This window comes from Nocardiopsis endophytica (assembly GCF_027706725.1).
Taxonomy (GTDB): Bacteria; Actinomycetota; Actinomycetes; order Streptosporangiales; family Streptosporangiaceae; genus Nocardiopsis_A; species Nocardiopsis_A endophytica.
In genome coordinates this window covers 1-19,631 of record NZ_JAQFWQ010000069.1, presented here as the reverse complement: position 1 = coordinate 19,631, position 19,631 = coordinate 1, and the positions used below count along the sequence as shown (strand labels likewise).

The 19,631-nt window shown below is 72.6% G+C and carries 17 protein-coding genes and 1 pseudogene; 5 read left to right on the top strand and 13 right to left on the bottom strand.

What is annotated here, in order from left to right:
* Nucleotides 1-19: 19 nt before the first annotated feature.
* The 3 genes from O4J56_RS21080 (at nt 20) to O4J56_RS21070 (ending at nt 2,000) form a co-directional block, all read left to right on the top strand.
* The gene (locus O4J56_RS21080; RefSeq protein WP_270687976.1) at nt 20-838 is read left to right on the top strand and encodes a helix-turn-helix domain-containing protein; all 819 of its coding nucleotides are present in this window, start codon (nt 20-22) and stop codon (nt 836-838) included.
* A complete protein-coding gene (locus O4J56_RS21075) occupies nt 835-1,014 on the top strand; it encodes a DUF397 domain-containing protein (RefSeq protein ID WP_270687974.1) in 180 nt (59 codons plus the stop codon). The genes O4J56_RS21080 and O4J56_RS21075 overlap by 4 nt, the downstream gene beginning before the upstream one ends.
* Nucleotides 1,015-1,244: 230 nt before the next feature.
* Entirely contained in the window at nt 1,245-2,000 is a 756-nt protein-coding gene (locus O4J56_RS21070; RefSeq protein ID WP_270688016.1) for an HAD family hydrolase, read from the top strand.
* Here O4J56_RS21070 and msrA read toward each other — a convergent pair.
* The 3 genes and pseudogenes from msrA to O4J56_RS21055 all read right to left on the bottom strand — a co-directional run bounded on the left by msrA (nt 1,898) and on the right by O4J56_RS21055 (nt 3,738).
* Nucleotides 1,898-2,602, bottom strand: coding sequence for a peptide-methionine (S)-S-oxide reductase MsrA (msrA, locus tag O4J56_RS21065; RefSeq protein WP_270687972.1), 705 nt, complete (start codon nt 2,600-2,602; stop codon nt 1,898-1,900). The genes O4J56_RS21070 and msrA overlap by 103 nt on opposite strands.
* A gap of 361 nt (nt 2,603-2,963) precedes the next feature.
* Nucleotides 2,964-3,263 (bottom strand): annotated as a pseudogene (locus O4J56_RS21060) (HipA N-terminal domain-containing protein); the annotation flags it as partial.
* Nucleotides 3,256-3,738, bottom strand: a complete 483-nt coding sequence (locus O4J56_RS21055) for a helix-turn-helix domain-containing protein (protein WP_270687969.1) — start codon at nt 3,736-3,738, stop codon at nt 3,256-3,258. The pseudogene O4J56_RS21060 and the gene O4J56_RS21055, both read right to left, overlap by 8 nt.
* 154 nt (nt 3,739-3,892) lie before the next feature.
* Between O4J56_RS21055 and O4J56_RS21050 the strand changes: the two genes are divergently transcribed.
* Nucleotides 3,893-5,866, top strand: coding sequence for a serine hydrolase domain-containing protein (locus O4J56_RS21050; RefSeq protein ID WP_270687967.1), 1,974 nt, complete (start codon nt 3,893-3,895; stop codon nt 5,864-5,866).
* A gap of 135 nt (nt 5,867-6,001) precedes the next feature.
* Nucleotides 6,002-6,976 carry an EamA family transporter RarD gene (gene rarD, locus O4J56_RS21045; protein ID WP_270687965.1) on the top strand — a complete coding sequence of 325 codons (975 nt, stop codon included), beginning with the start codon at nt 6,002-6,004 and terminating at the stop codon, nt 6,974-6,976.
* Here rarD and O4J56_RS21040 read toward each other — a convergent pair.
* From O4J56_RS21040 to O4J56_RS20995, 10 genes are all read right to left on the bottom strand, one after another.
* Complete coding sequence (locus tag O4J56_RS21040) at nt 6,964-7,422, bottom strand: PRC-barrel domain-containing protein (RefSeq protein WP_270687964.1); 459 nt, start codon at nt 7,420-7,422, stop codon at nt 6,964-6,966. The genes rarD and O4J56_RS21040 overlap by 13 nt on opposite strands.
* A 228-nt stretch (nt 7,423-7,650) precedes the next feature.
* Entirely contained in the window at nt 7,651-8,658 is a 1,008-nt protein-coding gene (locus O4J56_RS21035) for a polyprenyl synthetase family protein (protein WP_270687962.1), read from the bottom strand.
* A gap of 224 nt (nt 8,659-8,882) precedes the next feature.
* Nucleotides 8,883-10,481: an NADH-quinone oxidoreductase subunit NuoN gene (gene nuoN, locus O4J56_RS21030; RefSeq protein WP_270687961.1), complete on the bottom strand. Its 1,599-nt coding sequence runs from the start codon at nt 10,479-10,481 to the stop codon at nt 8,883-8,885.
* The gene (locus O4J56_RS21025) at nt 10,478-12,031 is read right to left on the bottom strand and encodes an NADH-quinone oxidoreductase subunit M (RefSeq protein ID WP_270687960.1); all 1,554 of its coding nucleotides are present in this window, start codon (nt 12,029-12,031) and stop codon (nt 10,478-10,480) included. The genes nuoN and O4J56_RS21025 overlap by 4 nt, the downstream gene beginning before the upstream one ends.
* Nucleotides 12,032-12,034: 3 nt before the next feature.
* Nucleotides 12,035-13,906, bottom strand: coding sequence for an NADH-quinone oxidoreductase subunit L (gene nuoL / locus O4J56_RS21020; protein ID WP_270688015.1), 1,872 nt, complete (start codon nt 13,904-13,906; stop codon nt 12,035-12,037).
* 50 nt (nt 13,907-13,956) lie between these two features.
* Nucleotides 13,957-14,256, bottom strand: coding sequence for an NADH-quinone oxidoreductase subunit NuoK (gene nuoK / locus O4J56_RS21015; protein WP_017593304.1), 300 nt, complete (start codon nt 14,254-14,256; stop codon nt 13,957-13,959).
* Nucleotides 14,244-15,131, bottom strand: a complete 888-nt coding sequence (locus O4J56_RS21010; RefSeq protein ID WP_408639152.1) for an NADH-quinone oxidoreductase subunit J — start codon at nt 15,129-15,131, stop codon at nt 14,244-14,246. The genes nuoK and O4J56_RS21010 overlap by 13 nt, the downstream gene beginning before the upstream one ends.
* Complete coding sequence (gene nuoI / locus O4J56_RS21005; RefSeq protein ID WP_270687959.1) at nt 15,128-15,715, bottom strand: NADH-quinone oxidoreductase subunit NuoI; 588 nt, start codon at nt 15,713-15,715, stop codon at nt 15,128-15,130. Before nuoI ends, O4J56_RS21010 begins: the two co-directional genes overlap by 4 nt.
* Nucleotides 15,708-17,087 carry an NADH-quinone oxidoreductase subunit NuoH gene (gene nuoH / locus O4J56_RS21000; protein ID WP_408639151.1) on the bottom strand — a complete coding sequence of 460 codons (1,380 nt, stop codon included), beginning with the start codon at nt 17,085-17,087 and terminating at the stop codon, nt 15,708-15,710. The genes nuoI and nuoH overlap by 8 nt, the downstream gene beginning before the upstream one ends.
* Nucleotides 17,084-19,570 (bottom strand): NADH-quinone oxidoreductase subunit G, encoded by a 2,487-nt coding sequence (locus O4J56_RS20995; protein ID WP_270687957.1) that lies wholly within the window; start codon nt 19,568-19,570, stop codon nt 17,084-17,086. The genes nuoH and O4J56_RS20995 overlap by 4 nt, the downstream gene beginning before the upstream one ends.
* Between the last annotated feature and the right edge of the window lie 61 nt (nt 19,571-19,631).

Below are 19,631 nucleotides of genomic sequence, written 5' to 3'. Positions count from 1 at the left end.
TGTGTGCTGCGCTAGAGGCATGGACACACCCTCCGCCGTCCAGACCCCTTTGGAACTCTACGGACGAGAGGTCCGACGTCTCAGACTCACCACAGGCCTCACGCTCGAAGGCCTGGGACGCATGGTCGGTAGCAATAAGAGCCAGTTGTCCCGACTGGAGAACGGCCAGTACACGCCTCCCCCCGCGCTCCGTGACGCCTTGGACGATGTCCTCGCGGCGCATGGAGAGCTCACACGGCAATGGGCGGAGGCGAACGGAGACAGTCGACCGGACTGGCGAGGCGAGATCGCAGCCGCCACCCGAAACGCGCGCGCCGTTTACGACTTCCAAGCCCTGGCGTTCCCCAGCTACCTCCAGACAGAGAAGTATGCGGAGGCGCTCATCGAGGCAGCCTTCCCCGCTCTCCCCTCGGATGAGCTCACCCGGAGGGTTCAAGAACGCGTGCAACGTGCCGAACAGATCCGGGACGCCCTCCGCCCTCTCCTGTGTCTCGTCATCGACCGAACGGCCTTGGCGAGGCGCTACGGTGGTCCCGCCGCAGCGGCCGAGCAGCTGGAGTACATCGCCCGGCTCACCTCCGAAGGGCGCGTCACAGCGCAGATCGTCCCCGAGGACCTCCACTCTCACCCTGGCAACAGCGGTTCGTTCCGCGTGTTGAACATGCCCGATGGACGCGATATCGCCTACGTGGAATCCGCCGAGCAGGGACAGCTGCTCACACGGGCAGGGGCCGTCGCACGGCATCGCGAGCTGTTCGCACAGCTGCAGGCCGTCGCGTGGTCACCGTCCGACTCGCTGAAGGCCATAGAAGCAGAGGTAGATAGGATTCGAGAATGATCAACCAGTGGCACAAGTCCAGCCACAGCGGCGGAGCCAACGACTGTGTCGAAGTTCGCGAGCACGCGAACGGTGCCGACGTCCGCGACACCAAGCACAGGGACGCCGGACACCTCTCGTTCCCCCTGGACGAGTGGGGCGCCTTCCTCCAAGACCTCCGAAGAGAGCGCCACTAGCGATTCGATGAGATGCCCTCGACGCCACGGCGTCGAGGGCATACCGGCGGAGAAGGCCCCGGTGTTGCCTCTGTTCCAAGCGCCCGGGGCTCTTCTGGATCGGGGCTGTGGGCCGCCCGTCAGCCGTCGGTGCGGGCCACGCCGATCGGGCAGCTGGCGCCTGTGCCGCCGACAACGCACGCGCCATGTACCCTTCGCGGCGGATTCAGGCCTACAGGAAGTAGGTGAGCATGTTCTCGGCGCTACTAGTGGACTGGCGCGGCACACTGGCGGTTCCCTTGACCGAAGAACAGTGGATCGGCACTGCCCTGGAACGATTGGCGAGACCCGCGGCTCCTTCGGACATCGCGCCGATCGCGGCTTGCCTTGAGGCGGTGGACGCCGGTCGGCGCCTGCTCACGCCGGGAATGGACGCGGACCCGGCACTGCACCGGCGCGTCTTCATGGACGTCTTCTCCGACGCGGACATCGACCCGGACCTGGCCGCGGCCCTGTACGAGGTCGAATCCGACCCGTTCAACGACCTGTTCGCCGACGACGCCCTCGGCTTCCTCTCCCGGACCCGCGCCGCTGGCGTCCGGGTCGCGATCGTCAGCGATGTGCACGTCGATATCCGGCCGGCCTTCCGTGCCGTCGGCCTCGATGCTCACGTCGACGCTTACGCGCTCTCCTGCGAGCACGGGGCGGAGAAACCCGATCCGCGCCTGTTCGAGGCCGCTCTGGGCATGGTGGACGCCCGGCCGGAGGAGGCCCTGATGGTCGGTGACCGGCACACTCATGACGGCGGGGCCGCCGCCGTGGGCGTGGCCGCGCTCATTCTGCCTTCACTGACCACCAGGGCCGAGCGCCGCCTCCACTTGGTGGAGCGACTCCTCTCCGCCGCTCAGCGGCCGGACTCGCCGTCCACGCGCGCGACCCCGGTAGGGCACGAGCCCCACCCGGAAGGGTCACCTACGTGTTGCCCCGTGCCGCCGACGCCGCAATAGCCGTTGGGGTTCTTCGCGTCGCTCAAGTACTGCTGGTGGAACGGCTCCGCGAAGTAAAAGGGCCCGGCCTCCACGATCTCCGTGGTGATGGGGCCGTATCCGGCCTGCTTCAGGACCGGCTGGAACGCGTCGCGCGACGACTCGGCCGCCGCGCGCTGGGACTCGTCGTGGTACAGGACCATCGACCGGTACTGGGTGCCCACGTCGTTGCCCTGCCGCATGCCCTGCGTCGGGTCGTGGCCCTCCCAGAACACCTTCAGCAGGTCCTCGTAGGAGATCTTCCGGGGGTCGAAGACCACACGCACCGCCTCGGTGTGGCCGGTGCGCCCCGTGCAGACCTCTTCATAGGTGGGATTGGGCGTGTACCCGCCCTGGTAGCCCACCGCCGTCGTGATGATGCCGCGCTCGGCGCCCAGCCTCCAGAAGGTGCGCTCCACGCCCCAGAAGCAGCCCATGCCGAAGTCGGCGATGGCGCTGCCCTCGGGGTACGGCGGTGCGAGCGGGGTCCCCAGCACCTCGTGGCGCTCCGGGACCGGCATCGGGGTGTCCCGGCCGGGCAGCGCCCGCTCCGGGTCGATCATGGTGGTCTTCTGCCCGAACATGCCTCCACGGTATCCGGCCGCTCGCGCTTCCCCCAGGGGCCGGGGTGGGGCCTCCCCCATCCGGAAACGTGCACCTGGCAGACCGCCCGCCCTCGAGGCGCCTCACGAGGCCCCACGGCAAGCGGCTTCGGGAGATGACGGCGCTGCCATGGGCCGTGTGCCAACGCCCGTCGATCCTCGCGAGTGCGAACTTCTCCTGCTGCCCACCCAACGACCAGTGTTCACCGGGCATCGTCCAGGACGACTCGTCACCGGCGAGTGCGCTGATCCGCTCGGCGATCCCGGTGTCGCTGACCGGTCGGTGTTCACCCTCGCGCGCCCGGAGCTCCTCCAGGTCCTCCTCGCGACAGAACTGGACGGCTCCCGGACAGTCCCAGCCCATCGCCGCGAGGATGCCGAACGCGTCGTCCACGGCGACCCCGAGCTGATCGGACCACGCGGCACGGGCGTCCTCGTTCTCGGGAAGCAGCCCGAACAGGTACGGTCCGACTCTCTTCGCCGGGTGGGCGCCCCGTTGGATGGGCAGGCGCGCGGACAGTGCCACCTCGCCGTTTCGCACGTACTCGGCCGTGTAGGAGAACGTGGGATCGTCACCGGGGGCCGCGCGCTCCAGGTGCCCCGCCACTCGGCCCGACAGCAGGACGGCCAGGCGCTCAGTCATCGCGGTCGTCCCCGCTGCCGGCGCCCGGGAGGCCCCAGGAGGCCCGGCGCGCCTGTGAGTCCGCGCGCAGAGCAGCGCCGACCGCGTCCGGCGGGTCCCGGTGGGTGCTCGGCTCCCGCCCGGACACGGCACGGCTCCGGTCGGGGCTCGGTCGCGCCTGTGGCTCGTCGCTGTTCGACCGCAGGGTCAGGGTGAGGTCCAGGGCGGCGAGCAGCCGAAGGAGGGGCTCCAGTTCGGCGCCGCGGTGGCCCGCTTCGACGCGGGCCAGCCAGGAGCGGGCGACACCCGCCCGGGCTGCCAGGGCCGACTGGCTGAGCCCCTGGGAGAGCCGGGTGTCGCGGACCAGACCACCGAGCTTCGACCACCCCGTCAGGGTGAACTCTTCCGGCATCACGTCCACTCCGTCCTCGTTCGAGGACATTGTATGCATGTCCTCGAACGAGGACAACTGTGAGTTGTCCTTGAACAGGGACATCGGAGGCAGGCTTGGGCGCACGCCCGCTCGCGCCCGCCCCAGGGGCCGGGGTGGGGCCTCCCCCACTCGGAGACGGGCGCCTGGCTCACTGCCCGGCGCCGGGGTGCGAGCCTACGTTCGGAGGGAGTCAACGCCGCCCCCTCCGGAGGCTCCCATGTCCTTCCCGACCACCGCACCGGCGGCCGCCGCGCTCGCCCTGGCGATACCGGCGGCGATCACCCTGGCCCCTGTGGACGCGGCGCCGGCCGCCGCGTCCACCACCCCGTCGACAGGCCCGACCGCCGCGAGCGCCGACGGCGCCCCCGACGCCGAGGCGGTCCGCGCCTTCCTCGACGAGCGGGTCCCCGCGCTCATGGACGAGTACGACGTCCCCGGCGTCGGCGTCTCCGTCGTCGGCGACGGGGAGATGCTCGTCGCCGACGGCTACGGGGCCGTCGACCTGGAGACCGGCGCGCCCGTCGACCCCGACCGCACCGCCTTCCCCACCGCGTCCATCGCCAAGTCCTTCATCGGCGCCGCCCTGGTGTCGCTGGCCGAGGAGGGCGAGGTGGACCTCGACGCGGACGTCAACACCTACCTCCCCGAGGAGGAACGGCTGCCGGACGACCCGCGCGGCCCCGTAACCGTCCACAACCTCCTCACCCACACCGCGGGCTTCGCCGAGCAGCTCGACGGGATGGAGGCGCCGTCCGAGGCCGACCTGCTCCCCCTCGACCGGTACGTCGCCGAGTACCGGCCCGACCGGATCGCCCCGCCGGGCGGCTACACCGCCTACTCCAACTACGGGTACGCCATGGCCGGACGGATCATCGAGGAGGTGACCGGCGAGCCGTACGGCGACCACATCGGCCGCACGCTCTTCGAACCCCTGGGTATGGACCACACCGCGTTCGGCGACCCGGACTCCCTGGGTGAGCGCCTGGAGATCCCCGCCGTGTACGGCTCCGGGGACGGCGGCCGCGAACCCCTCCAGCACGAGCACATCAACCCCTCCCCCGCCGGCGGGGCCTTCACCACCCCGGCCGACATGGGCGTCTTCATGCTGGAGCTGCTGCGCGAGCGACCCGCCGGGCGGGACGTGCTCGCCGACGGCGCCGTGCGCACCATGCTCGACCGGCAGGCCGCCAACGACGAGCGCCTCACCGGCAGCGGCTACGGCGCCTGGGAGGTCCGCGCGGACGGCCCCCGCGTGGTCGGCCACGGCGGCGACGGCTCCGGCCTGCACACCCAGTACGCGATCGTGCCCGAGGACGGCGCCGGGATCTACGTCGCCGCCAACGGAGACGGGACCGGCGAAGGGATGTTCACCCTCCGGGACGACCTGGTCCGCGAGTACCTGGAGGAGTTCCACGGCGCCGCGCCCCGGGACGGCGGGGGCGCGGGCGCCGCGGAGGGCGGACTGGAGCGCTACAGCGGCACCTACTCCATGACCCGCATCCCCCCGCGCGAGCCCGTGCTGGCCTTCTACTCCGCGCTCCAGACCCGGGTCCGGGCCGGCGACGACCTTCTCGTGACCAGCGACCTGATGACCGGCACCACGGAGTGGACACCCGTCGGCGACGGCGTCTTCCGCTCCGAGGAGGGGCGCGAGCTGGTCTTCATCGAGAAGGATGGGGAGGTCGTCGCAGCGGGCTACGACCACGCCCCCATGGCGGCCCTCGAACGCGTCCCCTGGTACCGCGACGCCCTCATCCAGGGCACGGCGGCCGCGGTCGCCCTCGTCCTCGCCCTGTCGGCGCTGGCCTGGCCGGTCGCCGCCGGTGTGCGCCTGCTCCGGGGGCGCCGCGCCGCCGCCGAGGCGCCGCCCATGGCCGTCTCCGCCCGCCTCGCGGCCCTGCTGGCCGGGGTGCTGAGCGCCGCCCTGGTCGCCGGTTCCGGCATCACCCTGGCGGTGCACGGCTTCGGCCCCGGCACCCCGCTCTTCCCGCCCTACCCGCCGCTGCTGCTGGCCCCGATGACGGTGGCGCTCCCGCTGACCGCCGTTGCCGCCGTGCTCGCGGTCCCCGCCTGGGTGCGGGGCTGGTGGGGCACGGCCGCCCGCGTCCACTACACGCTGGTGGCGGCGGGGCTGGCGCTGCTGTCGGCCCTCGCCCTGGCCTATGGGCTGGTGGTGCTGCCGGGCGTGTGACGCCGGACATGCCGGTGGAGGCGGTGCCCGCCGGGGCACCGCCTCCACCTGCGCATACATCCGTCACCTTTACTAACGCCGGTCGTTAGCAGATCTAACTACCCCTCATGGGATGTTTCCTTCTAGGCTGCTGGGGTGTCCGAGACCGATCGCGGCGTGCTCTTCGGGGCCAGCGCCTACCTCATGTGGGGCCTGACCACTCTCTACTGGCCCCTGCTCGAACCCTCCGCACCGCTGGAGATCCTCGCCCACCGGATGGTGTGGTCCCTGCTGGTCGTAGGGCTTCTGCTGTCGCTCAAGCGCGGCTGGCGGCCGATCCTGGCCGCCCTGCGCACGCCCCGGCAGCTCCTCGTGCTCAGTGCCGCGGCGGCGGTCATCTCCGCCAACTGGGGCCTGTTCATCGTCGCCGTGAACTCCGGGCAGACCTCCCAGGCCGCCCTGGGGTACTTCATCAACCCGCTGGTGAGCGTGGTGCTCGGGGTGGTCGTCTTCTCCGAGCGGCTGCGCCCCGCCCAGTGGACCGCGATCGCGCTGGGCGCCGCCGCGGTCGCGGTGCTCACCTACGCCTACGGCGGCGTGCCCTGGTACTCCCTCGGGATGGCGCTCTCCTTCGCCACCTACGGCCTGGTCAAGCGGTTCACCACGCTCGACGGGCTGCAGAGCCTCACCGTCGAGACGCTGCTCATGCTGCTCCCGGCGCTGGCCTACGTGGTGCACCTGGAGTCGTCGGGCGCCGGGACCTTCGCCTCCCTGTCCCCCGCGCACACCGCCCTGCTCATCGGCAGCGGGCTGGCCACCGCCGTCCCGCTGATGTGCTTCGGCGCCGCCAACCGCCGCATCCCGCTCAGCATGATCGGGCTGCTGCAGTTCGTGGTCCCGGTGATGCAGTTCCTCTTCGCCTGGCTCATCTTCGACGAGCCGCTGCCGCTCAGCCGCTGGATCGGCTTCGGGATCGTCTGGGTCGCCCTCGTCGTCTTCGCCACCGACATGCTCCGCAACGCCCGGCGCAACCCGCGTCCGGAGCGCGGCAAGGAGTCGAAGGCGGCTCAGGAGGCGGCCGAGGCGGACGGCTCCGGTACCGGGGACCGCCCGGCGGCTCAGCCCAACTGATCCACCTGCTCCTCGCCCGGGTCGCCGGGGTCCCCGCGGCGCCCGCCCGCCGGGGCGGCCTCCCCCGGCTCCGGCTTGCGGTGCCGCCCGCGCGGCCGGTACGGCTCACGCGGCCCGGGCACCTCCGGCGCCAGGCCGTAGTGCTCGAACACCGCGTCCTCCTGCTCGACCGAGATGTGCCGGTCGACGGAGAAGCTCGGCGCGGAGCGGATGGTCTCGGCGTCGAAGGGCACCCGCAGCCCTTCGTCGACGGGATGCGCCCCGCGCAGCGGCACGAAGTTCTCCCCGGTGCCGAACACCCCGGTGCGCACCGTCACCCACGCCGGCTCGCGGGTGCGGTCGTCGAAGAAGACCTGCCCGATCCGCCCGACGGCGGTGCCGTCCCGGTCCAGCAACCGGTGCCCGATCAGCCGCCGTGCCCCCGTGTAGTCCTCCACGGCGTCCACCCCCGCAACTTCCCCGGCATCATGCCTGGTCAGATGCGGTGTTTCCCCACACGCCACGGATTCATACCCGCCACGGCGGGTCATTGCCAGGGCCTTACCCGCTCTTCCCCCCGCGTTGGTCCCGTGGCCCCCGCACCGCCGCCCACCAGGCGATGATCTCGACGGAAGTGCTGCCAAAACCGCCGGAATGACAGCACTTCCGTCGAGATCAACGCGGGGACGGCGCGCTCAGCCCGTGCGCTCGACCACGTAGTCGCACAGGGCCTCGAACGCCTCGCGCGCGGGGCCCTTGGGCAGGGGGGCGAGCTCGGCGCGGGCCCGGTCGGCCCATCCGCGCATCTCCGCGCGCGCCAGCCCCATGGCCTCGTGCGCGCGCAGCAGCGCGAGCGCCTCCTGGGCCTCCTCCTCGTCCAGGGGCCGCCCGAGCAGGGACCGCAGCCGTGCGTCGGCCGGGTCGGTGCCGCGCAGCGCGTGGAACATCGGCAGCGTGAGCACGCCCTCGCGCAGGTCGGTGCCGGGGGTCTTGCCCGACTCGCGGGAGTCACCGGCCACGTCCAGGATGTCGTCGGAGAGCTGGAAGGCCATCCCCAGCGCCTCGCCCGCGCGGGTGAGGGCCTCGACCACCTCCTGCTCCGCCCTGCCGAAGGTGGCCCCGAACCGGGCCGAGGAGGCGATGAGCGAGGCGGTCTTGTCCGCGATCACCTGCATGTAGTGGTCGAGCGGGTCGGTGCCCTCGGCGGGTCCGGCGGTCTCCAGGATCTGCCCCTGCACCAGCCGCCCGAAGGTGCGGGCCTGCAGCCGCACCGCGTCGGTGCCCAGGTCGGCGAGCATCTCCGAGGCGCGGGCGAAGACGAAGTCGCCGGTGAGGATGGCGATGGAGTTGCCCCACCGCTGGTTGGCGCTGGTGTGGCCGCGGCGCATCTCCGCCTCGTCCATCACGTCGTCGTGGTAGAGGGTGGCCACATGGGTGAGCTCCACCACGGCGGCGGCCGGGACCAGCTCCGGGTTGTCCGCGGCCTCGCCGAACCGGGCCGCCAGCAGCACCAGCGTCGCGCGGAACCGCTTGCCGCCCGCCTCCAGCAGGTGGGCGGCGGCCTCGCGGAGCAGCGGGTCGCTGGCCTCGACCGTGTCCCGCAGCACCTCCTCGACCCGCTCCAGGTCGTCCTGGACCTCGCGGGCGAGCACCGGGTCGACACTCGGCAGAGCGAGGAAACCGCTCGGGACAGCACCGCTCACCAGAAAGCTCCACACGTCAACGGGCGCGCGCCCCGGGGTCCGGCCTGGCGCCGGTCCGGCATTTCGCGCGCTCTCGGGATGAACATCGACCGACTAGCCAAGTTATCGGACCCGGATTGATCAGCCAAAGCCACTCACCGCCCGTGAAGCGGCGGTGACCACCGGCGGCACGGCCCCGCCGGAGGGCCCATCGTCGGGGCGCTCCGGCGGGGCCGCGCACCGGGTCAGCGGGTGAAGGCGCCGGCCGTGGCCACCGCCTCCTCCCCGGGCTGCGGCACCAGGTGGTCCAGCACCGGCGTGGGGTAGACCCCCAGCACCAGGGTGGCGGCCGCCCCGATGCCGATGGCGGTGCCGGTGAGCGCCCCGGCGCGGGCGGTGTGCACCGGCCGGTCCGCGGCCGGCTCGGAGAAGTACATCAGCACGATGATGCGCACGTAGAAGAACGCGGTCACCGCGCTGCTCAGCACGCCCACCACGACCAGGGGCACCGCCCCGGCCGCCACCGCCGCCTCGAACACCGCGAACTTGCCGATGAACCCGCTGGTCAGCGGGATGCCGGCGAAGGCGAGCAGGAACAGCGAGAGCGCGCCGGCCAGCAGCGGGGAGGTGCGGCCCAGCCCGGCCCAGCGGGACAGCTCGCCCGCCTCGGGCCCGCCCTCGTGCGTGCGCACCAGGGTGACCACGGCGAAGGCGCCGATGGTGGTGAACCCGTAGGCGGCCAGGTAGAACATGGCCCCGGCGAGCCCGGCGGAGTCGGCGGCGACCACCGCGGTCAGCACGAACCCGGCGTGCACCACCGAGGAGTAGGCCAGCAGCCGCTTGATGTCGCGCTGGGTGACGGCCACCACCGCGGCCAGCACCATGGTGAGGATCGCCACCACCCAGATCATCGGCCGCCAGGCCTCGGCGGTGTCGCCGAAGGCGGTGAAGAACACCCGCAGCAGCGCGCCGAACGCCGCCACCAGGGTGCCCGAGGCCATCAGCGCGGTGATGGGGGTGGGCGCCCCCTGGTAGACGTCGGGCTTCCAGTTGTGGAAGGGCACCGCGCCGACCTTGAACAGCAGCCCCACCCCGACCAGGGCGATGCCGAGCAGCAGCAGCGGCTCCCCGCCGCCGCCCTCGAAGGCGCCGCCCCCGCCGGCCTGGACCGCCTCGGCGACCTCGGCGTAGTTGACCGCACCGGAGAAGCCGTACACCAGCGCGATGCCGAACAGGAAGAAGGCCGAGGAGAACGCGCCCAGCAGGAAGTACTTGACCGCCGCCTCCTGGGAGAACAGGCGGCGCCGCCGGGCGAGCCCGCACAGCAGGTACAGCGGCAGGCTCATCACCTCCAGGGCGATGAACAGGGTGAGGAAGTCGTTGGCGGCGGTGAACAGCAGCATGCCCAGCACCGCGAACAGCACCAGCGGGTAGACCTCGGTGTGCTCGGACCCGGCCAGGGTGTGCGCCCGCTCCTCCTCGCTGCCGGGCACGGCGGCCGCCTGGGCGGCGAACGCGTCCTCCCCGCCGCGCCGCTCGGCGATGAGCAGCAGCGCGATGGCGGCCAGCACCAGGATGGCGCCCTGGAAGAACAGCGCCGGGCGGTCCACCGCCACCGCGCCCATGGCCAGGGTGGTGCCCTCGGCGGGCACCGACCCGACCTGCAGCACGGTCAGCACGAACGCGGCGATCAGCGCGGCCGCGGTCAGCCCCAGCTGCAGCGGGCGGCGCCGCGCCTTGGGGGCGAAGGCCTCGACCAGCACGGCCAGCACCCCCGCCCCGAAGACGGTCAGCATCGGGGCGAGCAGCCAGTAGTCGATGCTCGGGGGCGTGTCGGTGATCACTCTCCAGGCTCCTTTCCGCCGCCCGCGACGGGCCCCGAACCGTCGACCGCGGGCGCGGGGTCGACGGCGTCCAGCTGGAGCATGGTGCGCTCCACCGCGGGCTCGGCGGCGTCCAGCAGGGGCTGCGGGTAGACGCCCAGCACCACGATGAGCGCGGCGAGCGGGGCGATCGCCCCCACCTCGCGCACGTTCAGGTCGGGCAGGCCGGACAGCCGCTCGGGCACCGGCCCGGTCATGGTGCGCTGGTACATCCACAGGATGTAGAGGGCGGCGAGCACCACGCCGGCCGCGGCGATGACCGCCGGGACCGGGTTGAAGGCGTAGGTGCCGACGAACACCAGGAACTCGCTGACGAACGGCGCCAGCCCGGGCAGCGCCAGGCCCGCCAGCCCGGCCAGCAGGAAGGTCCCGGCCAGCACCGGGGCGACCTTCTGCACGCCCTGGTAGTCGGCGATGGCCGCCGACCCCTGCCGGGCGATCAGGAACCCGACGATGAGGAACAGCGCCCCGGTGGCGAAGCCGTGGTTGACCATGTACAGCGCCGCGCCGGACTGCCCCTGGGTGGTCATCGCGAAGATCCCCAGGGTGATGAACCCGAAGTGGGACACCGAGGTGAAGGCGATGAGCCGCATCATGTCGCTCTGGCCGATGGCGAGCACCGCGCCGTAGACGATGCTGACCAGGCTCAGCGCCACCGCGGGCCACACGAACCAGGTGGCGGCGCCGGGGAACAGCTCCAGGCAGTACCGGAGCATGCCGTAGGTGCCGACCTTGTCCAGCACGCCGACCAGCAGCACCGCGGTGCCGGGCCGGGACGAGGAGGCGGCGGTCGGCAGCCAGCTGTGCAGCGGCCACATCGGCGCCTTGATCGCGAAGGCGATGAAGAAGCCGAGGAAGAGCCAGCGCGCGGTGGACGGGTCGACCTGCGCCAGCGCCCCTCCGGCCAGGTCGCTCCACAGGAAGGTGCCGCCGTACACGTACACCCCGATGACCGCGACCAGCATCAGCAGGCCGCCCGCCAGGCTGTAGAGCAGGAAGGTGATCGCGGCCCTGCGCCGCTCGGCGCCGCGGCCGTAGCGCCCGATCATGAAGTAGACCGGGATGAGCATGGCCTCGAAGAAGACGTAGAACAGGAAGACGTCGGTGGCGGCGAAGACGCCGACCATCATCGCCTCCAGGAGCAGGATCAGGCCGAAGTAGCCCTTGCCCCCGTCCTCGGCGTCGTCGCACTCGTTCCAGGCCGCCAGGATCACCAGCGGCACCAGCACCACCGACATCAGGACCAGCAGCAGCGCGATGCCGTCCACGCCCACGGCGTAGCTGATCCCGAACCGCGGGATCCACGGGTACACCTCGGTGAACTGCAGCTCTCCGGCGGCGGCCGTGGAGAAGTTCGCGGCCATCGCGGCCATCAGCGCCAGCGTGCCCAGGGACACGCCCAGCGCGACCCGCTTGGCGAGCCCGGCGGCCGCGCGCGGGACCAGCGCCACCGCCAGCGCGCCCAGCGCCGGCAGGGCCACTCCCAGAGTCAGCCAGGGGATATCGGACATCGGCTAAATCCTCACTGCCAGCGTGGCGACGACGACGGCGGCGCCGAACAGCATGGTCAGCGCGTAGGTGCGGGCGAACCCGGTCTGGGCGCGGCGGAGCTCGCCGGAGGTGTTCCGGACGCCGGCGGCCACCCCCTGCACCGCCCCGTCGACGACGTGGGTGTCGATGGCGACCAGCGCCGTGGTGACGGCCTGGCCCGGCCGCATGAGCAGGCCCTCGTTGATCTGGTTGCCGTAGAGCTCGTTGCGGGCGGCCACGGTGATGAAGTTGCCCTTGGGCGCGGTGCGCGGCACCGGCGCCCGGCCGTACATGAACCAGGCCGCGGCGACCCCTGCGGCCATCAGCCCCAGGGCGGTCAGCGACGGCCAGCTCGTGAACATGGCGGACAGGTGGAACTCGTGGTGCTCCTCCGGGGCGCCGACGGCCGGCTCCAGGAAGGCGGCGAAGCGGTAGCCGTAGACGAGCACGGCGCCCAGCGCCACCGACCCGACGGCCAGCACCACCATGGGCGCGGTCATGGAGACCGGGGACTCGTGCGGGTGCGCGCCCTCGTCCCAGCGCTTCTCGCCGAAGAAGGTCATGATCATCACGCGCGTCATGTAGAACGCGGTGAGCCCGGCGCCGATCAGGGCCGCCCAGCCGTAGACCTGCCCGGAGGTGCCGCCCGAGGCGAAGGCCGCCTCGATGATGCCCTCCTTGGTCCACCACCCCGACAGCAGCGGGAACCCGATGATGGCGAGGTAGCCCAGGCCGAAGGTGGCGAAGGTCACCGGCATGTACCGGCGCAGGGCGCCGTAGCGGCGCATGTCGACCTCGTCGTTCATGCCGTGCATGACCGACCCGGCCCCCAGGAACAGCCCGGCCTTGAAGAAGCCGTGGGTGACCAGGTGGGCGATGGCGACCGCGTACCCGGCCGGGCCCAGTCCGGCGGCCAGCGTCATGTAGCCGATCTGGCTCATGGTCGACCCGGCCAGGGCCTTCTTGATGTCGTCCTTGGCGCACCCGATGACCGCGCCGGCCAGCAGGGTGGCCGCGCCGACGACCGCGACGGCGGTCTGGGCGGCCGGGGCCGCCTCGAAGACCGGCCCGGCGCGCACGATGAGGTACACCCCGGCGGTGACCATGGTGGCCGCGTGGATCAGCGCGGACACCGGGGTGGGGCCCTCCATCGCGTCCAGCAGCCAGGACTGCAGCGGGAGCTGGGCGGACTTGCCGCAGGCGCCGAGCAGCAGGAGCAGCCCGATCGCGGTGGCCACGCCCTGCCCGGCCCCGTCCAGCGCCGCGAAGACCCCGGAGTAGGCCACGGTGCCGAAGGTGGTGAACATCACCATGACGGCGATGAGCAGCCCCAGGTCGCCGACCCGGTTGACCAGGAAGGCCTTCTTGGCCGCCACCGCCGCCGAGGGCTTGTGCTGCCAGAACCCGATCAGCAGGTAGGAGGCCAGGCCCACGCCCTCCCAGCCGAGGAAGAGCAGCACGAAGTTGTCGGCCAGCACCAGCACCAGCATCGCCGCGACGAACAGGTTCAGGTAGGCGAAGAACCGGCGCCGCCGCTCGTCGTGGGCCATGTAGCCCACCGAGTAGACGTGGATCAGCGTGCCCACGCCGGTGATGAGCAGGGCGAAGCTGATCGACAGCGGGTCGAGCAGCAGGTTCGCGCCCACCTCCAGCCCGCCGGAGGCGAACCAGGTGTACACCGGCACGTCGACGCTGCGCTCGTGCGCGCCGCGGCCGAGCAGTTCGACCAGGGCGAGCACGGCCCACACGAAGCTTCCCGCGGGCAGCGCCACCGCGAGCCAGTGGCCCCACCCGTCGGTGCGCCGGCCGCCCAGCAGCAGGACGGCCGCGCCCAGCAGGGGCAGCGCGATGAGCATCCAGGCGCCGCCGAGCACGAGGGAGTTGTCAGACACGGTCGCGCCGCCTTCTAGTACTTGAGCAGGTTCGCGTCGTCGACCGACGCCGACCTGCGGGTCCGGAAGATCTGCATGATGATCGCGAGCCCCACGACGACCTCGGCGGCGGCGACGACCATCACGAAGAACGCGATGACCTGCCCCTCGATGTCGCCGTGCATGCGCGCGAAGGCGACGAACGCCAGGTTGCAGGCGTTGAGCATGAGCTCGACGCACATGAAGACGATGATCGCGTTGCGCCGGACCAGCACGCCCAGGGCGCCGATGGTGAACAGCAGCGCGGCCAGCGCGATGTAGTTCATGGGGTCCACGAGCGCTCAGCCTCCTGTCCTTCGGCGCCCCGGGCACCGTCCTGGTCCCCGTCCTCGGTGTCCGCGTCCGGGCCGGGGACCGGCTCGCGGCCGGTGCCGCGCCCCTCCTTGGAGGCGGCCGAGTCCGACGCGCCCCCGGCCTCGGGCACGGTGCCCAGCCGGACGTCGTCGGGCACGCCGGACTGCAGTTCGGGGTCGCGGGCGGCCAGCACCGGGTTGAGCGAGAGCCGCGAGACCGACCCGTCGGGCAGCAGCGCCGGCATGTCGATGGCGTTGTGCCGGGCGTAGGTGCCCGGCCCCGGCAGCGGGGTCGGGTGGCCGCCGAGCACCCGCTCGCGGGCCAGCTGCCGCTGGGTGCGGCGCTCGGAGGTGCGGGCGGCGTGCGCCAGCACCAGCGCGCCGAGCACCGCGGTGATCAGCAGGGCGCCGGTGGCCTCGAAGGCGATGACGTACCGGAAGACCACCTCGGAGGCGATCGCGGGCACGGTGCCCCCGGCGGCCGCGGCGGCGCCCAGGCCCGCCGGCTCGGCGCCGGTGATCCGGGTCAGCCCCAGGCCCAGGGCGAGCAGGAAGCACACGGCGACCGCCCCGGCCAGCACCCGCTGTCCGCGGATGGTCTCCACCAGCGAGTCCGCCGAGCTGACGCCGACGAGCATCAGCACGAACAGGAACAGCATCAGCACGGCGCCGGTGTAGACGACGATCTGCACGACCATCAGGAAGGGCGCCTGGTTCATCCCGTAGAAGACGGCCAGGCCCAGCATGACCACGGCCATCATCAGCGCCGAGTACACGGCCTTGCGGGAGAGCACCACGCCCGCGGCGGCGGCCAGCACGACCGCGCCGATGGTCCAGAACGCGACGGACTCGCTCATCGGCCCGCCCCGTTCCCGGCCGGCTCGCCCGAGGCCGCCGCGTCCCGGGCCGCCTCGGGGGCCGGGGTCTGGCGCCGCGCGGCCTCGCCGTGGTGCCGGTAGTAGTCCTCCTCGGTGTCGCCGAGGCGCATCGGGTGCGGCGGGGCCTCCATGTCCTCGGTCAGCCCGGCGAGGAGCTGCTCCTTGGTGTAGATGAGGCTCTCGCGGTCGTCGTCGGCCAGCTCGTACTCGTTGGTCATGGTCAGCGCCCGGGTGGGGCAGGCCTCCACGCACAGCCCGCACAGGATGCAGCGCAGGTAGTTGATCTGGTAGACGCGGCCGTAGCGCTCGCCGGGCGAGTACCGGTCGTCCTCGGTGTTGTCCCCGGCCTCGACGTAGATCGCGTCGGCCGGGCAGGCCCAGGCGCACAGCTCGCAGCCGATGCACTTCTCCAGGCCGTCGGGCCACCGGTTGAGCCGGTGGCGTCCGTGGAAGCGCGGCGCCGTGGGGCGCTTCACCTCCGGGTACTCGACGGTCGGCACCTTCTTGAACATGGTGTGGAAGGTGACGCCGAACCCTTTGACGGGGTTGAGCCAGTCAAGCACCGGTAACCTCCTCACGCTTGGCGGGACTGCCGGCCGGGGCCGGTGCGGTGTGCAGGGGCGGCTCCGCCGCGACGGTGCTGCCGTAGTGCGCGGCGCGCAGCGGCGGCACCGGGAACCCGCCGCGGTCGGGGTCGGCGGCCATGGCGCGCAGCTCCTCGGCGCGCTCGGCGGCCTCGGCGGCGCGGCGGCGCTTCACCGAGCGCGCCCAGGCGGCGATGGCCCCCACCGTGACCAGGGCGAAGGCGGCACCGACGGCGACCGTCGCGCCGACGGGGGCCTGCTCGCTGACCATCAGCCGCACGGCGGCCACCGCGGTGATCCACACCAGCTGCACCGGGATGAGGATCTTCCACCCGAGCTGCATGAGCTGGTCGTAGCGGATCCGCGGGAGCGAGCCGCGCAGCCAGATGAACAGGAACATGACCACCAGGAACTTCAGCAGCCACCACAGCAGGGGCCACCACCCGGCGTTGGCGCCCTCCCAGAACATCGTGATCGGCGGCGGGGCGTACCAGCCGCCGAGGAAGAAGGTGACCGAGACCGCGGCGACGGTCACCATGTTCACGTACTCGGCCAGGAAGAACATGGTGAACTTCATGGACCCGTACTCGGTCATGAAGCCGCCGACGATCTCGCCCTCGCCCTCGGCCAGGTCGAACGGGAGCCGGTTGGTCTCGCCGACCATCGTGACCAGGTAGATGAGGAACGAGGGCAGCAGCAGCACGGCGAACCACAGCTCCTGCTGGGCCGCGACGATCCCCGAGGTGGTCAGCGTGCCCGCGAGCATGAACACCGCCACGAAGCTCAGCCCCATGGCGATCTCGTAGCTGATCACCTGCGCCGAGGCGCGCAGCCCGCCGAGCAGGGCGTAGGGCGACTGGGAGGCCCACCCGCCCAGCACGATGCCGTACACCCCGATCGCGGCGGTGCCCAGCACCACCAGCGCCGCCACCGGCAGGTCGGTGAGCTGCAGCCGCGTCTCCACGCCGAACATCGACACCTCGGGCCCCAGCGGGATCACCGAGAACCCGATGAACGCCGGGACGGCCGCGATCATCGGCGCCGCGATGTAGACCAGCCGGTCCACGTTGCGCGGGATCACGTCCTCCTTGAGCGACAGCTTCACGCCGTCGAACAGGGACTGCAGCAGCCCCCAGGGACCCATGCGGTTGGGTCCGTGGCGCTGCTGCATGCGGCCCATGACCTTGCGGTCGGCCATGATCATCATGAGCACGCAGACCATCAGGAACACGAAGATGGCCACGGCCTTGATGAGGATGATCCACCAGGGATCGCCGCCGAAGGCCCCCAGGCCGGGTTCGGCTGCCGCCGCCTGCAGGGCGGCGGGCGTCGTGACGGCGTCGGGCTTCACTGCGCGCTCCCAGCACTCGTGGCGGCCCCGGCCGTGTCGGCCGTGCGGACCGGTTCCAGGCGGACGGTGTCCCCGGCCGCGGCGCCCAGGTCGCGGCGGACGTCGCAGTCATGGGCGTTGGCGGGCAGCCACACCAGGCGGTCGGGCATGTCCGCGGCGACGATCGCGGGCACGGTCACCGCGCCGCCGGGCCCGGCGACCCGAAGCGCGCCGCCGTCGGCCAGTCCGATCTCGGCGGCGGTGGCGGCCGAGAGCCGGGCGGCGGCCGGGCGGGCGGTCCCGGCGAGGTAGGGCTCGCCGTCCTCCATCCGGCCGTTGCCCAGGAGCTGGCGCCAGGTGGCCAGCACCGCCTCGCCCCGGCCGGGGGCGGGGGCCGCCTCGGGGCCGGTGAGCGGGTCCGGGACCCGCTCGCCGCGCCAGGCGCCCAGCTCCCGGAGCTCGCGGCCGGCCGCCGCGGCGTCGGGCAGCCCCAGGTGGACGTCCATCTCGTCGGCGACGGCGGCCAGCACCCGCAGGTCGGACAGGGCGCCGGGCACCTTCAGCGCGTCGTCGAAGGGGCGGGGCCGCCCCTCCCAGTCGACGAAGGTCCCGGACTTCTCGGCGACCGCGGCCACCGGCAGCACCACGTCGGCGCGGTCGGTGACGTCGCTGGCCCGCAGCTCCAGGGAGACGATGAAGGGGACCTTGGCCAGCGCTTCGCGGGCGGCCTGCGCATCGGGCAGGTCGTCCAGTTCGACCCCCGCGATGACCAGGGCGTCCAGGTCCCCGGCGGCCGCCGCCGCGATGATGGCGGCGGTGTCGCGGCCCTCCCGCTCGGGGAGGGAGGCCACGTCCCAGACCCGGGCCGTCTCGGCGCGGGCGCGGGCGTCGCCGACCGGGCGGCCGCCCGGCAGCAGGTTGGGCAGCGCCCCGGCGTCGGCCGCGCCGCGCTCCCCGGCCCGGCGCGGCACCCAGGCGATGCGGGCGCCGGTGCGGTCGGCCAGCCGGACCAGCGCGGAGAGCGCTCCCGGGCTCTGCGCCAGCCGCTCCCCCGCCATGAGCACCGCGCCCTCCTCGCGCAGGGCCGCGTCGGCGTCGGGGTCGCGGTCGGCGAGGGTGTCCAGGATGCGGGCCTCGTCGCCGGGGGCGGACGGGATCAGCGCTCCCCCGGCCTTGTCCAGGCCGCGGCTGGCGAAGGGCGCCAGCGAGAAGAGCCGCTGGCGGCCCGCCCGGTGCGCCTTGCGCAGCCGCAGGAACACCACCGGCGACTCGTCCTCGGGCTCGAACCCGGCGAGCAGCACGGCCGGGGCGGCCTCCAGGTCGGAGTAGGTGACCCCGAGCCCCGTCCCGGCCACGCGGGCGGCCAGGAACTCGGCCTCCTCCTCCGAGTGCGGGCGGGCCCGCATGTCCACGTCGTTGGTCTTGAGGGCGACCCGGGCGAACTTGGCGTAGGCGTAGGCGTCCTCCTGGGTGAGCCGCCCGCCGGTGAGCACCGCCGCGCGGCGGGCCCTGCGCAGGCCCTGGGCCGCCGTGGTCAGCGCCTCGGGCCAGGAGGCGAACTCCAGCGCCCGGCTGTCCTCGTCGCGCACCAGCGGGCGGGTGAGCCGGTCGGGCCGGGTGGCGTAGGTGAACGCCCAGCGGCCCTTGTCGCAGTTCCACTCCTCGTTGACCTGCGGGTCGTCCCCGGCCAGGCGGCGGGTGACCGCCCCGCGCCGGTGGTCGGTGCGCTGGGCGCACCCGGCGGCGCAGTGCTCGCACACGCTGGGCGTGCTGACCAGGTCGAAGGGGCGCGAGCGGAACCGGTAGGCGGCGCCGGTCAGCGCGCCCACCGGGCAGATCTGCACCGTGTTGCCGGAGAAGTAGGACTGGAACGGCTCGCCCTCGGCCGTGCCGACCTGCTCGTTCGCGCCGCGCTCCAGCAGCTCGATGAACGGGTCCCCGGCGATCTGCGCGGAGAACCGGGTGCAGCGGGCGCACTGGATGCACCGCTCCCGGTCCAGCAGCACCTGGGTGGACAGCGGCACCGGCTTGGGGAAGGTGCGCTTGGTCCCGGTGAAGCGGGTCTCGCCCTGCCCGGCGGACATCGCCTGGTTCTGCAGCGGGCACTCGCCGCCCTTGTCGCAGACCGGGCAGTCCAGCGGGTGGTTGACCAGCAGGAACTCCATGATGCCGCGCTGGGCCTTCTCCGCGGTCGGCGAGGTGAGCTGGGTCTTGACGACCATGCCCTCCATCACCGTGATCGTGCAGGAGGCCTGCGGCTTGGGCATCGCCCGGCCGTTCCCGGCGTCGGGGATCTCCACCAGGCACTGGCGGCAGGCCCCGACCGGGTCGAGCAGCGGGTGGTCGCAGAACCGGGGGATCTGGATGCCCAGCAGCTCGGCCGCGCGGATCACCAGCGTCCCCTTGGGCACCTGGATGCGGAACCCGTCGATGGTGACGGTGACCAGGTCCTCCGGCGGGACCGCCGGGCTCCCCCCGGAGGAGGCGTTCGTCGTGACGGTCACTCGGTCCCTCCCCACACGGTCGACTTGGCATGGTCGAACGGGCAGCCGCCCTGCTCGAAGT

What these genes read in the sequence shown, in the direction of transcription:
- O4J56_RS21010 (WP_408639152.1), bottom strand. Translation starts at nt 15,131, where the DNA reads ATGAGCGAGTCCGTCGCGTTCTGGACCATCGGCGCGGTCGTGCTGGCC.
- O4J56_RS21055 (WP_270687969.1), bottom strand. Translation starts at nt 3,738, where the DNA reads ATGTCCCTGTTCAAGGACAACTCACAGTTGTCCTCGTTCGAGGACATG.
- nuoL (WP_270688015.1), bottom strand. Translation starts at nt 13,906, where the DNA reads ATGCTCATCGCGCTGCCCCTGCTGGGCGCGGCCGTCCTGCTGCTGGGC.
- O4J56_RS21080 (WP_270687976.1), top strand. Translation starts at nt 20, where the DNA reads ATGGACACACCCTCCGCCGTCCAGACCCCTTTGGAACTCTACGGACGA.
- O4J56_RS21025 (WP_270687960.1), bottom strand. Translation starts at nt 12,031, where the DNA reads ATGTCCGATATCCCCTGGCTGACTCTGGGAGTGGCCCTGCCGGCGCTG.
- O4J56_RS21075 (WP_270687974.1), top strand. Translation starts at nt 835, where the DNA reads ATGATCAACCAGTGGCACAAGTCCAGCCACAGCGGCGGAGCCAACGAC.
- msrA (WP_270687972.1), bottom strand. Translation starts at nt 2,602, where the DNA reads ATGTTCGGGCAGAAGACCACCATGATCGACCCGGAGCGGGCGCTGCCC.
- O4J56_RS21070 (WP_270688016.1), top strand. Translation starts at nt 1,245, where the DNA reads ATGTTCTCGGCGCTACTAGTGGACTGGCGCGGCACACTGGCGGTTCCC.
- O4J56_RS21050 (WP_270687967.1), top strand. Translation starts at nt 3,893, where the DNA reads ATGTCCTTCCCGACCACCGCACCGGCGGCCGCCGCGCTCGCCCTGGCG.